General features: G+C 65.6%; 14 protein-coding genes. 2 read left to right on the top strand and 12 right to left on the bottom strand.

What is annotated here, in order from left to right; all coding sequences use genetic code 11:
• Window positions 1-57 precede the first annotated feature (57 nt).
• Both AB7M16_RS31470 and AB7M16_RS31465 read left to right on the top strand, forming a co-directional pair.
• A complete protein-coding gene (locus AB7M16_RS31470; protein ID WP_212254920.1) occupies window positions 58-717 on the top strand; it encodes a sulfite oxidase-like oxidoreductase in 660 nt (219 codons plus the stop codon).
• 25 nt (window positions 718-742) lie between these two features.
• On the top strand, window positions 743-1966 hold the full coding sequence (locus AB7M16_RS31465) for a bifunctional alpha/beta hydrolase/OsmC family protein (protein WP_453946315.1): 1224 nt from the start codon (window positions 743-745) through the stop codon (window positions 1964-1966).
• A 1-nt stretch (window position 1967) separates the two neighbouring features.
• Here AB7M16_RS31465 and AB7M16_RS31460 read toward each other — a convergent pair whose 3' ends face one another.
• The 12 genes from AB7M16_RS31460 to AB7M16_RS31405 form a co-directional block, all read right to left on the bottom strand.
• Window positions 1968-3044, bottom strand: a complete 1077-nt coding sequence (locus tag AB7M16_RS31460; protein WP_453946314.1) for a YeeE/YedE family protein — start codon at window positions 3042-3044, stop codon at window positions 1968-1970.
• Window positions 3045-3160: 116 nt separating this feature from the next.
• Window positions 3161-4162 carry a quinone oxidoreductase family protein gene (locus AB7M16_RS31455; protein ID WP_453946313.1) on the bottom strand — a complete coding sequence of 334 codons (1002 nt, stop codon included), beginning with the start codon at window positions 4160-4162 and terminating at the stop codon, window positions 3161-3163.
• A 64-nt stretch (window positions 4163-4226) separates the two neighbouring features.
• The gene (gene paaK / locus AB7M16_RS31450; protein WP_439363820.1) at window positions 4227-5558 is read right to left on the bottom strand and encodes a phenylacetate--CoA ligase PaaK; all 1332 of its coding nucleotides are present in this window, start codon (window positions 5556-5558) and stop codon (window positions 4227-4229) included.
• A 40-nt stretch (window positions 5559-5598) separates the two neighbouring features.
• A complete protein-coding gene (gene paaI, locus AB7M16_RS31445; protein ID WP_453946312.1) occupies window positions 5599-6048 on the bottom strand; it encodes a hydroxyphenylacetyl-CoA thioesterase PaaI in 450 nt (149 codons plus the stop codon).
• Between the two features lie 51 nt (window positions 6049-6099).
• Window positions 6100-7182: a 1,2-phenylacetyl-CoA epoxidase subunit PaaE gene (gene paaE / locus AB7M16_RS31440; protein ID WP_453946311.1), complete on the bottom strand. Its 1083-nt coding sequence runs from the start codon at window positions 7180-7182 to the stop codon at window positions 6100-6102.
• A gap of 136 nt (window positions 7183-7318) precedes the next feature.
• Complete coding sequence (gene paaD, locus AB7M16_RS31435) at window positions 7319-7822, bottom strand: 1,2-phenylacetyl-CoA epoxidase subunit PaaD (RefSeq protein WP_453946310.1); 504 nt, start codon at window positions 7820-7822, stop codon at window positions 7319-7321.
• Window positions 7816-8592, bottom strand: coding sequence for a 1,2-phenylacetyl-CoA epoxidase subunit PaaC (gene paaC, locus AB7M16_RS31430; RefSeq protein WP_212254850.1), 777 nt, complete (start codon window positions 8590-8592; stop codon window positions 7816-7818). The genes paaD and paaC overlap by 7 nt, the downstream gene beginning before the upstream one ends.
• On the bottom strand, window positions 8592-8879 hold the full coding sequence (gene paaB / locus AB7M16_RS31425; protein WP_015687593.1) for a 1,2-phenylacetyl-CoA epoxidase subunit PaaB: 288 nt from the start codon (window positions 8877-8879) through the stop codon (window positions 8592-8594). The genes paaC and paaB overlap by 1 nt, the downstream gene beginning before the upstream one ends.
• 9 nt (window positions 8880-8888) lie before the next feature.
• Window positions 8889-9881, bottom strand: a complete 993-nt coding sequence (gene paaA / locus AB7M16_RS31420; protein ID WP_453946309.1) for a 1,2-phenylacetyl-CoA epoxidase subunit PaaA — start codon at window positions 9879-9881, stop codon at window positions 8889-8891.
• 75 nt (window positions 9882-9956) lie between these two features.
• A complete protein-coding gene (paaX, locus tag AB7M16_RS31415) occupies window positions 9957-10823 on the bottom strand; it encodes a phenylacetic acid degradation operon negative regulatory protein PaaX (RefSeq protein WP_212254848.1) in 867 nt (288 codons plus the stop codon).
• Between the two features lie 96 nt (window positions 10824-10919).
• Window positions 10920-11690: an esterase/lipase family protein gene (locus tag AB7M16_RS31410; RefSeq protein WP_453946308.1), complete on the bottom strand. Its 771-nt coding sequence runs from the start codon at window positions 11688-11690 to the stop codon at window positions 10920-10922.
• A 203-nt stretch (window positions 11691-11893) separates the two neighbouring features.
• Window positions 11894-13180 (bottom strand): DUF445 domain-containing protein, encoded by a 1287-nt coding sequence (locus AB7M16_RS31405; RefSeq protein ID WP_453946307.1) that lies wholly within the window; start codon window positions 13178-13180, stop codon window positions 11894-11896.
• Window positions 13181-13207: the final 27 nt, after the last annotated feature.

Below are 13207 nucleotides of genomic sequence, written 5' to 3'. Positions count from 1 at the left end.
TGTCATGGCATGCGCGACACCAAGCACGCCTCCGCCATGCATCGCCACGAGCAGGCCATGACCGACCAGACGCCATCCGACAGCAAGCTGACGCGCACCAAGGAGAAATGGGCGCGCGAGGGCCGCTTTCTCACCGGCAAGATCACACGGCCGGAGGATCAACGGCTTCCACCCGGGCAGCACCTCACCAAGGACTGGCCGGTGCTCGATCTCGGGGTCACCCCGCCGGTCTCGCGCGAGCGCTGGCGGCTCGACGTCTATGGCGCGGTCGAGGTGCCCGTGTTCTGGACATTTGCCGAGTTCGCCGCGCAGAAGCAGTCCCGGTTCACCTCGGACATCCATTGCGTCACGACCTGGTCGCGCTATGACAACGAGTGGGAAGGGCTCGCCACGCGTGAGCTGCTGGCGGCCTGCCAGCCGCGCGAGGATGCCCGCTTCGTCGTGCTGCATTCCTACGACGGTTACACCACCAACCTCGCGCTGGAGGATTTTGCCGCCGAGGACGCGCTGCTCGCCCACAGCTGGTCCGGCCAGCCGCTGACGGAGGAGCATGGTGGCCCGGTGCGGCTGGTGGTGCCGCACCTCTATTTCTGGAAGAGCGCGAAATGGCTCCAGGCCATCGAATTCCTGACCGAGGACGCGCCGGGCTTCTGGGAAGTCCGCGGCTACCATAACCGCGGCGATCCCTGGGCCGAGCAGCGCTATTCGGGCGATTAAATTCGAGCAAGAACGGGGGAAGCCCATGCCGACGGAACGCTTTCAATTCACCGGCGAAGGCGGCCATCAGCTCGCGGCCGCGCTGGAGCTGCCCGACGGCGAGCCCGCGGCTTTCGCGCTGTTCGCGCACTGCTTCACCTGCGGCAAGGACACGCTGGCAGCAAAGCGGATTTCCGTGGCACTGGCGGCCAGGGGCATCGCTGTGCTGCGCTTCGACTTTACCGGGCTCGGCTCGAGCGAAGGCGATTTCGCCAATTCGACGTTCTCCTCCAACGTTGCCGACCTCGTGCGCGCAGCCGATCATCTGCGTGGCATCCGCAAGGCACCCTCGATCCTGATCGGCCATAGCCTCGGTGGCGCCGCGATCCTCGCCGCCGCGGGACAGATTCCGGAGGCGAGAGCGGTGGCCACCATCGCGGCGCCCTCGGATCCCGCCCACGTCACCGGCCTGTTCAGGGAGCATCTCGACGACATCCGCGCGCAGGGCGAGGTCGAAGTCTCGCTCGCGGGACGGCCGTTCCGGATCAAGCGCGAATTCCTCGACGACATCGCCGAGCAAGCGCTGATGAAGGACGCCACCGGCCTGCACAAGGCGCTGCTGGTGATGCATTCGCCCGTCGACGACACCGTCGGCATCGACAACGCGACGAAGATCTTCGTTGCGGCAAGACACCCCAAGAGCTTCGTCTCGCTCGACCATGCCGATCATCTTCTGACCAAGCCTGCCGACGCGCTCTATGCGGCCGACGTGATCGTGGCCTGGGCGAGCCGTTATGTCGATGCAGCGAAGCCCGCGAAGGCGATGGATCTACCGGAGGAGCCGCGGAAGGTCGTGGTGCAGGAGACCCGCAAGAGCAAATTCAACCAGGCCATCGCGGTCGGCCCACATCATCTGGTGGCGGACGAGCCGCTCGCGGCCGGCGGCGCCGATGCCGGACCCGGCCCGTACGATTTCCTGCTCGCCGGCTTGGGTGCCTGCACCTCCATGACCATGCGCCTTTATGCCGACCGCAAGTCGCTTCCGCTTGACCGCGTCACGGTTACGCTGAAGCATTCCAAGATCTACGCCAAGGACTGCGCGGAATGCGAGACCCGCGAGGGCATGCTCGACCAGATCGAGCGCGACATCGCGGTCGACGGCGCGCTCGATGCCGAGCAGCGCAAGAAGCTGATGGAGATCGCCGACAAGTGCCCGGTGCACCGGACGCTGAGCTCGGAGATCCGCATCGTGACCAAGGCGGTGGAGTAGCTCAAGCGGCCGGCGAGTCGGCTTCGGCGGCCTGGAGCGGCTGAACCCGCAGCGCACCGCGCAGCCCTGCCGCGGTGCCGAGCAGGATGCCGGCAACCGCGACGAACGATCCCAGCGCGAGCGTAGACACGCCCGTGAGGCCCTGCCCGATCGAGCAGCCGAATGCCATCACGCCGCCGACCCCCATCAGCGCAGCGCCGGCCCCTGAGCGCAGCATGTGGCGTGGCGACGAATAGCCCTCGAGCTTGAATCGGCGAGTTGCGACTGCCGTCACCAGACTGCCAGTGAAGACGCCGACGACCGTCGCGATGCCGAAGTTGAGCGTCAGCCCGGTCGAGAGCATGGCGTATTGCAGGGCATCGGCGATTGGCGCGACGAACGTAAGGGAGGTCACGGGGACCGGATTGAAGTCGTCGGCACCGAGATGGCCGGTGACCAACCAGCCACCGGCGACGAGAAGGCCCACGATGATGCCCGCCACGATCTGACCGGGCGAGCGGCGGAACGCCGGATGCGCGAAAGCAAACAGGATCAACGCGAGGATTGTCGCGGCTGCGGCGAGCGCGCGCGAAAGCGATTCCGTAAAGCCGAGCGTCGCCAGCAACGACGGCAGCGAATTCGCGGCGGCCGTGGTTTGCGTCGCCTGGACCAGCGCGAGACGCCCCGGCGCGATCAAGCCCTTCAGCGTCATCTGCGCGGCGATCGCCAGCACGATCACGACCACGAAAGAGCGGAGATTGCCGCGGCCGAGCAGCACCAGCGCCCGCGATCCGCAGCCGTTCGACAGCACCATGCCGTAACCGAACAGCAGGCCGCCGAGGAACAGCACCGCCGGCGAAAACGACGGCTGCAGATAGATCGACTTGCCGAGATCGACCGTGCCGCTGCCGGCAAGGAGCTGGCTGGCGGCGATCGCAACCGCAATCGCCAGCGCATAGCTCCGCACCAGTCGCCCATCACCCTCCGCCAGCCACCCGCGCATGCTGCTCATCAGGCAGAAGCCGCTGAGCAGGCCGACAGCGCCGTAGACGAGGCCGATGACGAGACCAGCGAGGATGACGAGTTGCGTGGATTCCATCGGTTGTTCTCAGACCTCTCGCCCTTCTCCGTCATTGCGAGCGCAGCGAAGCAATCCAGTCTGTCTTCGCGGATGCATTTTCTGGATTGCTTCGCTGCGCTCGCAATGACGGTGGATTACGGCTTCAGTATCACCCTGTCGCGCGAAGAACCGGCGACGGCGGCGTACGCCTCCTTCGCGCGCTCCAGCGGATAGATCGCGTTCGCCTTGATCGGAAACGGCTTCAGATGGCCGCTCGCAAAACCCGGCCCAAGGTCGCGCAGCACCGCGCCCGTTGCGGCCGAGGATAGACCCAGCGTGTCGATGCCGACATAGGTGTGCTGGCCCCGATAGAACTCGAGGATGTTGAACTGCACGATGCGATCGATCGCGGCGATCAGGATCTGGCGGCCGCGCAAGGCCAGCGACTTGTGCGCGGCCTGAAAATAGGGATCGCCGACCGTGTTGAAGACGATGTCGGCGCCCTTGCCGCCGGTCAATTCGCGCACGCGCGCGGCGACGTCGGTGACGGAGGCGTCGATCACCTCGATGGGCGCGTTGGCGTGGCCTTCATAGGCTTCCGCCTTGCGCACCACGCCGATGACGCGCGCGCCCTGCCAAGTCGCGATCTGCACCGCGGCCTGGCCGACCTTGCCGTTGACGCCGAACACCAGGACAGTCTCGCCGCTCTTCGGCACGCCGGCGCGGCGAAAGCCTTCCATCGCGGTGACGAAGGGCACGCCGATGCCGGCGGCCTCCTGCCAGGACACCGTCTTCGGCTTCTCCACGACCGCATCGGCTTCGACCACGAGATGGCTCGCATGGGTGCCGTCACGACGGATGCCGAGATCGCCGGAGGAGCCGAACACTTCGCGCCCGATTGTGCCGGTGGGCCCGTCGATCACCACGCCGGCGTAATCGCGGCCGGGGGTCCGGGGGAACACGGCATAGGGCATCAGCCCGGTCGCAGCCTTGACGTCGGACGGATTGACGGCGGCGGCCTTCACTTCGATCAGCAGATCGTTCGGCCCGCGCGCGAGCATCCGGCGCTCAACGATCGGTGCAAGCGCAGCGGCATTTTCAGCTTTGGCGTTGAGGCGCACGCAGCGCGCTTCGACGGTTTTGGCATCGGCTGACATGAAAAGACCCGCGATTTCTGGCGGGACTTGTCGCCTCTGGAGCCAGTCGAGTCAATCCATCCCGTCAGTCCTTGGGCCGCTTGTCGTAGAGCCGCTTGGCCTTGCCGAGCGAGCGCTCCAGCGTCGCGGGCGCAACCACCTGCACCCTGGAGCTGACGCCGATCGTGTTCTTGATGTGGGTCGAAATCCGGTCCGCATGATCGACGAGCCCGCGGCCGTCCCAGCTCTCGGGCCGTGCCTCGGCGATGATGGTCAGCTCGTCCATGCGACCCTCGCGGGTGAGTTCCAGGATGAAGTGGCCGCCGCACCAGTCGGTCGCGAGCAGCACCTCCTCGATCTGGGTCGGGAACAGGTTGACGCCGCGCAGGATGATCATGTCGTCGGAGCGGCCCGTCACCTTCTCCATGCGCCGCATGCCCGGCCGCGCCGTGCCCGGCAGCAGCCGCGTCAGGTCGCGGGTGCGATAGCGGATCACCGGAAAGGCTTCCTTGGTGAGCGAGGTGAAGACCAGCTCGCCCTTCTCGCCGTCCGGCAGCACAGCGCCGGTCTCGGGGTCGATCACTTCCGGGTAGAAATGATCCTCCCAGATGTGCAGGCCATCCTTGGTCTCGATGCACTCCTGCGCGACGCCGGGGCCGATCACCTCGGACAGGCCGTAGATGTCGGTCGCGTCCATGTCGAAGGCGTCCTCGATCTCGGCGCGCATCGCGTTGGTCCAGGGCTCGGCGCCGAAGATGCCGATCTTGAGCGAGCACTGGCGCGGATCCAGCTTCTGGCGCTTGAACTCGTCGAGGATCGCGAGCATGTAGCTCGGCGTTACCGTGATGATGTCGGGCCGGAAGTCGTTGATGAGCTGCACCTGCCGCTCGGTCATGCCGCCAGAGATCGGGACCACGGTGCAGCCGAGCTTTTCGGCGCCGTAGTGCACGCCGAGACCGCCGGTGAACAGGCCATAGCCGTAGGCATTGTGGATGATCATGCCGGTGCGTCCGCCGGCGGCGCGGATCGAGCGCGCCATGACCTCGGACCAGGTGTCGATGTCGCGCTGCGTATAGCCCACCACGATCGGCTTGCCGGTCGTTCCGGATGAGGCATGCACCCGGACCAGCTTCTCGCGCGGCACGGCGAACATGTTGAAGGGATAATTGTCGCGCAGGTCCGTCTTCACCGTGAACGGAAATTTGGCGAGATCGGAGAGCTCGCGAAAGTCGGACGGATGCACGCCCGCTTTATCGAACGCCTTGCGGTAATGCGCGACGTTGTCGTAGGCGTGCTTTAGCGACCAGGCCAGCCGCTGCTTCTGCAGCGCCATGATCTCGTCGCGCGAGGCGCGCTCATGCGCATCCATCTCCGCATTATAGGCGCTGCCACCTTCCTTGAGCCTCGTCAGAGCCATCCTCGTTTCCCCACATTGTCTGTTCTTTTCTTCGTTGGTCTTATTGATCTTGCGGCGGCAGCCACGCGCCGGGAATGACGCGCGAATGTCCGCGGAATTCCGCGATGACGACCTCGCCCGCCGTGACACGCACGTCGTAGATGCCGGAACGGCCGCCGCGGGTGATTTCCCGCGCCTTGGCGATGAGACGATCCCCAAGCTTGCCCGGCTTGATGAAGGTGATCTGGCCCTGCGCCGCCACGACGCGCTCATTGTGCGAATTGCACGCGAACGCGAAGGCGGAATCGGCGAGCGTGAAGATGAAGCCGCCATGGGCGATGCGCTGGCCGTTGACCATGTCCGGCCGCACCATCATTGCGAGCGTCGCAAAGCCCGGGCCGATCTCGACGATCTCCATGCCGAGACCCTTGGAGGCATCGTCCTCGGCCCACATCGCATCGGCGCAGGCGCGGGCGATATCCTCAGGCGACAGGGCGGCTTTGACGTTCACGCGCTTCTCCCGGCTGTTTGCACGCAATGTTCTGCTGGTTGGACAACACTGTCAAACATGGTCGTAATCGACGACGACCCGTTCCGTAGAAGGCTTGGCCTGGCAGGTGAGAACAAAACCGGCCTTCAGCTCCCACGGTTCCAGCGAATAGTTGATGTCCATCGGCGCCTCACCCTCGACCAGCTTGGCGCGGCAGGTCGAGCACATGCCGCCCTTGCAGGCGAAGGGCAGATCGACGCCGGCGCGCAGGGCGGCATCGAGGATCGCCTCGTCCTCGGCGACGGGCACGTCGCGGCGCTTGCCATCGATGATCAACGAGGCGATCGCCTTCGGCGGCGCGTCGGGCGCAACCGCCCTTCTCGGCCGCGGCTTGCCGCCGAATTCGGACACGAAGCGCTCGACATGGATGCGCTCGCCGGCGATGCCGAGATCGCGGCAGGTCGCCTCGATGTCCTCGCTCATGCCAAGGGGACCGCAGATGAAGACATGATCGACGCTTTCCGCCGGCACCAGCGAGCGGAGCAGCACCCTCACCTTCTCGCCGTCGAGCCGGCCATGCAGGATCGGGATGTCCTGCTCCTCGCCGGAGATGACGTGAAAGATCGAGAGACGATCGATGAACCGGTCCTTGAGTTCCTCGAGCGCTTCGAGGAACATGATGTTGTCGGTGGTGCGGTTGCCGTAGAACAGGAAGAAGCGGCTGTCCGGCTCGCGCGCCAGCACGCCCTTCACGATCGACAGGATCGGCGTGATGCCGGAGCCGGCAGCGAAACCGACGTGAATGCACGCCCCATCTGCCGGCGGGACCACGCCAAAGCGGCCGGTTGGCGTCATCACGTCGAGCTCGTCGCCGCATTTGAGATCGTCGGCTGCCCAGCTCGAAAACGCGCCGCCATCGACCTTCTTCACGGCGATACGGATCTCGCCGTCATCGGGACCGGAACAGATCGAATAGGAGCGGCGCACCTCTTCGCCGTCGAGCATGGTGCGCAGCGTCAGGTACTGGCCGGGCGTGAAGGCGTAATCGCCGGCGAGTTCGTTGGGGATTGCGAAGGTCATCGACACGGCGTCCGTGGCCTCGCGGCGGAGGTCGCTGACGGCGAGGCGATGGAAGCGCGGTGCGGCTGCGGACATCAGGGGCACCCTCGTTCGGTCTCTAAGTCGTCATTGCGAGCGAAGCGAAGCAATCCAGAGTCTTTCCGCGGAAGCAGTCTGGATTGCTTCGTCGCAAGAGCTCCTCGCAATGACGGCGGGGCTGGCATCGTGCGCCTCAATGACATTTGAAATAGTCGAAGGGTTCGCGGCAGGCCTTACAGCGCCAGAGCGCCTTGCAGGAGGTCGAGCCGAACTCGGACAGCAGCTCGGTCTTGTCCGAGCCGCATTGCGGGCACGCCACCGTCTGCGCGCCGAACAGCGCGCGGCGCGAGCTCGAGGCTTGCGGCGGCGCGATGCCGTAGGCGCGCAGCTTCTCGCGCCCCTCCTCGCTCATCCAGTCCGTGGTCCAGGCCGGCGACAGCACGGTGCGGACCTTGGGCTGATGGAAGCCGGCGCTCTCCAGCGCGACCTCGATTTCGAGCGCGATCATGTTCATGGCCGGGCAGCCTGAATAAGTCGGTGTGATCGCGACCTCGACATGATCGCCGTCGAGAACGACGTCGCGGAGAACGCCGAGATCGGCGATGGTCAGCACCGGGATTTCGGGATCGACCACGCTAGCCGCAGCGTTCCAGGCACGCTGGCGCAGCTCGCCATCACGCTGCAGCACCGTCACCATGTCAGCCCCGGAAACGTTCGCTGCATCGATTGCAGCTCCGACAGCAGATGGCCGAGATGCTCGCTGTGGCGGCCGGAGCGGCCGCCCTGCTGCATCCACTCGTTCTGCGGCAGCGCGAGCGTTGCCTCGCGGGTGACATCGGTGAGCGTCGTCAACCAGCGCCCGCGCAAGCTCGCGGGATCGACAGCAATGCCGGCATCGATCAGGGCGCGTTCGCCGTCGTCGACGGCAAACATCTCGCCGGTAAAAGCCCAGAGATTTTCGATCGCAGCCTGCGCGCGCCGGTGACTCTCCTCAGTGCCGTCGCCGAGCCGGATGATCCATTCCGAGGCATGGCGCAGATGGTAGGCGCTCTCCTTCTCCGATTTCGCAGCAATCGCCGCCAGTGTCGCATCGCGCGAGCTCACCATCGTGCGCCAATAGAGATCGGCGAAGGCGGAATAGAAGAACTGCCGCACCAGGGTCTGGGCAAAGTCGCCGTTGGGCTGCTCGACCAGGAGCAGATTGCGGTACTGCCGTACGTCGCGCAAATAGGCCAGCTTGTCCTCGTCGTTATCCCTGCCTTCGGCCTTGGCGGCAAAGCTGTAGAGCTCCCGCGCCTGGCCGATGAGGTCGAGCGCGATGTTGGAGAGCGCCATGTCCTCTTCCAGCATCGGCGCATGCCCGCACCATTCCGACAGCCGATGACCAAGGATCAGCGCATCGTCGGCACGGCGCAGCGCGTAGAGCACCAGCGGCGTTTCGGAGACCTGGATGTTGGCGACCGCCATCACATGTGCCCCACTTCTTCCGGCACTTCGTAGAACGTCGGGTGCCGGTAGATCTTGGATTCCGCCGGCTCGAACATCATGCCCTTCTCGGCGGGATCGCTCGCGGTGATCGCGCTCGAGGGCACGACCCAGATCGACAGGCCCTCGCCGCGGCGGGTGTAGATGTCGCGCGCGGCTTGCAGCGCCATGGTCGCGTCGCTCGCATGCAGCGAGCCGACATGCTTGTGCGCAAGCCCGTTGCGGCTGCGAATGAAGACTTCCCACAGCGGCGTATTCGGCGTGGCCATATCGTTATCCTATTCGGCAGCTTGGGCGGTCTGACGCTGGGCGCGCTTGGCGGCGTAGGCGGCGGCCGCCTCGCGCACCCAGCCGCCCTCCTCATGCGCCTTGCGGCGGGCGGCGATGCGGTCGCGGTTGCAGGGGCCATTGCCGGCGAGGACCTGCTTGAACTCGGTCCAGTCGATCTCGCTGTAGCGCCAGTGCCCGTCGGCGTCCTGAATCATGCCGGGATCGGGAATGGTGAGGCCGAGATATTGCGCCTGCGGTACGGTGGCATCGACGAACTTCTGGCGCAGCTCGTCATTGGAGAAGCGCTTGATCTTCCATTTCGTCGAGGTGTCGCTGTGCTGGCTCGTCGCGTCCGGCGGGCCGAACATCATCAGCACCGGCCACCACCAGCGGTTCAGCGCGTCTTGCGCCATCGCCTTCTGCTCCTCCGAGCCGCGGCACAGCGTCACCATGATCTCGTAGCCCTGGCGCTGGTGGAAGGACTCCTCCTTGCAGACGCGAATCATCGCGCGGGCATAGGGCCCATAGGAGCAGCGGCACAGCGGGATCTGGTTCATGATCGCGGCGCCGTCGACCAGCCAGCCGATCGTGCCGATGTCCGCCCAGGTCAGCGTCGGATAGTTGAAGATCGAGGAGTACTTTGCCTTCCCCGCGAGCATGGCATCGACCAGCTCTTCGCGCGAGGAGCCGAGCGTCTCGGCGGCAGCGTAGAGATAGAGCCCATGGCCGCATTCATCCTGCACCTTGGCGAGCAGCGCGGCCTTGCGGCGCAAGGTCGGCGCGCGCGTGATCCAATTGCCTTCGGGCAGCATGCCGACGATTTCGGAATGGGCGTGCTGGGAGATCTGGCGGGTAAGCGTCTTGCGATAGGCCGCCGGCATCCAGTCGTTCGGCTCGATGCGCTCCTCGGCATCGATGCGGGCCTGGAATTGCGCAGCCTTGCCTGCGTCCTCCAGATCGCGATCAGCGGTCTCGGCCGTGTTCAGCGCCTGGGTGTACATGCGCATCCTCCCGTTTATTGGGAGGGAATATATAACAAGATTCACGTCATGCAAGATATTTCTGTAACATAACGGTCAGGCGCCGAACCTCCGTTCCAGCAGCTTTCGCGCCGCCGGCAACGCCCCTTTTTCATTGGTTCCGTGGCCGTCGAGCCATTGTTCGGACGGAGCAAGCAGCGCACGGTAGATCGCGCCGCAGAGTTCGCGGGCAGCCCTGCCCGGCCAATCCGGCGGCAGCAGGCTCTCGGGCAGCAGCGGATCGCGCAGCACGACGCGGCGGTAATAGTGGATCAAGAGGATCCGCGCGGTGAAGGCGTCGGCCTCGGACAAATCGGTGCCGCGCGCAATCGCGGCGCGCAGCGGCTCGAAGGTCTTCATGAATTTCAGGTAGGCATCGGCGGTGCGATCGAGCGGCCAGCTCGCGCTGAGCAGACGGCGGCCGCTGTCATCCTCCGCGGAGACCTCGAGGCGGATCGCGCCCGCTGCCTCCTCCGGCATCGGCACACCTGACGGCGCCACCCACACGCCCGGCAGCGGGCTGCCGAAGCCAGCATTGCGCAGCGCTTCGCGCGAGGCGTCGCGGTCCTCGCCATTGCCGATCAGCAGCAGCTCGAAGCGCCCGGTCCAGTCGGACGGCGGCGGATCGTAGATGTGGCGCGTCGCGGCCTCGAACGTCTGGCGCCCCTTGTCCGCCAGGCGATAGAAACTATTGCGGCCGACCTTCTCGCGCGTCAGCCAGCCGTCGGCAGCAAGCCGCGACATCGCGGTGCGCACCACGCCGCTGTCGATATCGAGGCTTTCGAAGAATTCCAGCAGCGTGCCGAGCCACACCGAACCACCGCGCGGCACGATGGCGTCGCCGAATACGGTGATGACGATGGAGCCGGTGCGCGACGGCTCGCGCTTGAGCTGGTCGATGATGCGGGAGAGCGGATGCGCCATGCACGAGGCATAGCGCGTTTGGTGCGGGCGCGACAATGGAGGGAAGCGACGGCTCTTGCTCTCCCTCTCCCCGTTCTTACGGGGAGAGGCGAAGGATCACCTGTGCGGGTCGGGATAGGCCAGGCTGCGCCAGCCGCTGCGATCGAACGGGCGCCATTGGCCTTCCTTCTGCGCGAGGCGATCGGCCACGGCATAGACCGCGGCGGGATGATGGCCCATGCCGCAATGGCTGCTTTCGACCTCGATGCTCTCGGTCTGTGCGCCCGACTTCTCCATGCAGCCCTGCCAGGCGCAGACGCCGTCGGTGCGGCTGAAGATGGCGGTGGTCGGCACCGGCGGCGGCACGGCGAGCTCGCCGCCAAAGCGCGGATCGACCTCGTCGGCCTTGCGTCCGCTCGCCCATTCATAGACGCGCCAGGCATTGGTCGAGCGCGGATCGCCGGCAAAGGGGCTGCCGAGCGTGATCACCTGGCGCACGCGCTCGGGCATCATCTTGGCGAGCTGGCGCGCATAGAGGCCGCCGAGGCTCCAGCCGACCAGGCTGATCTTGCGGCTGTGCGTGTCGCTGAGCTCATGGACCAGATCGACCATGGCGTCCTGAACGCCCTCGCGCAGGCCATAGTTGCGCCCCTGGCGCCAGCCGCTGACCGCATAGCCCTTGCTGGCCAGAAACGCGCGCAGCGCGCGTGTCGAGACATCGGACGCCACGAGGCCCGGAAGCACCAGCACCGGATGCCCATCGCCGCGCGGCGCAAGGCTCAACAGCGGCAGCGCGCCAAGGAATGCGCCGAATTCGTGGATCGCGCGCCCCTCCAGAAACATCAAGGTGCGGGACGGCGGGCGCATCATCTGGGCAGTTGCGGTCATCAATGTTTCCCCCTGGGAAGAATACTGGAAAGGCCGCCGGCAGCGAGACCGGCAAATCGGCGGTGAATTCCAATGCACCGGCTTCTTGATCGTTCCGCAGCGCAACAGGAATCAGCTAGGCGGCCGGTTCCCGATATTCAAGCGGGACAGACGCGAGGCGACAATAGGCCCGCGCGTTAATGCTAACGGCCGTGACGCAAAAGTCACAACAATCGGAGCAGGGATTCTACGGTGTAGAGCACGAGCCCGGCGAGCCCACCGATCAACGAGCCGTTGAAGCGGATGTATTGCAGGTCGCGGCCGATGTTGATTTCGATCAGCGAAATCAGCTGCGTCATATTCCACGCCTTGACCTGATCGGAGATGAAGGTCGAGACGCCGCTCTTCTGGTCCGCGACGAAGCTGCGCAGCACGGTCACGAGACCCTTGTTGATCTCGCCGCGCAGCTCGGCATCGCTGGCGAGCGCCTCGCCGGCGGAGACGAACATCCCGGCGAGATGATGTTGCAGCACCTGCGTCTCGCCGCTCGCGCTGCGCTCGATGAAGGAGCGCGTATTGGCCCAGACGGTACGGGCGAGATCGGCAAGCTCCGGCCGCGCCAGGAGATCGCGTTTCAAACCGTCGATGCGGTCGATATAGGCCTGGTCGGTGCCGAGCCGGTCGACGAAGCCCAGCACCATGCGGTCGAACTCGCCGCGGAACGGATGCTTGGGATCGCTGCGCACTTCGTTGAAGAAGGCCGTCGCGGAGGCCACGATCTTGTTCACCAGAAACTTGTCGGCGCGATAGAGCTTGAGCAGGGTCGGCAATTCCGCGCGCACCTTCTCGCGGATCATCGCCATCGTCTCTGTCTGGTTCAAGGTCTCGTGCATCACGCGCAGGAGATCGTCGAACAGGATCTGGTGCCGTCCCTCCGCGACGAAGCCCCGCAGCGTGCCGGCCGCGAGCGGCGCGAGGTCGATCGCCTGGAGCTGCGAGGACATGCGGCGGATGATGAAGGTCATCAAGCCGGAGCTTTCGGTTGCCGACACCGCCTCCGGCAACAGACGCAGTGCGAAGCGCGCAAGGTCGTCACTGCGTTTGCGGTCGCGCAGCCAGTCGGCAACGAAGGAGCCGAAATCGATCTCTTTCAGCTTGGCCTCGACGGGACCCGCCTCCAGGAAATGCACCTGGATGAATTCGCCGAGCTTGTCGGCGATGCGGGCCTGGTTGCTCTGGATGATCGCGGTGTGCGGGATCGGCAGGCCGAGCGGCCGCTTGAACAGCGCCACCACCGCATACCAATCGGCGAGCCCACCGATGGTCGCAGCTTCGGCGAAGGCTGCAATGAAGCCGAACACGGGATGCACGGGCAGCAGCCACTTTGCGAGGACAAACAGCGCCAGCGTCGAGGCCAGCACCAGCGTCGCCAGCGCTTTCACGCGGCGCAGCTCGGCCGCTCGTTCGGCATCGCCCGGAGTGTCGAAGGAGAAGGTGGCAGATGAGTCCATGACTGCGTCACAGTACTCGTCATTGCG

The sequence above is a fragment of the Bradyrhizobium sp. USDA 372 genome, from assembly GCF_053629095.1.
This window is presented reverse-complemented; position numbering and strand designations above follow the sequence as displayed.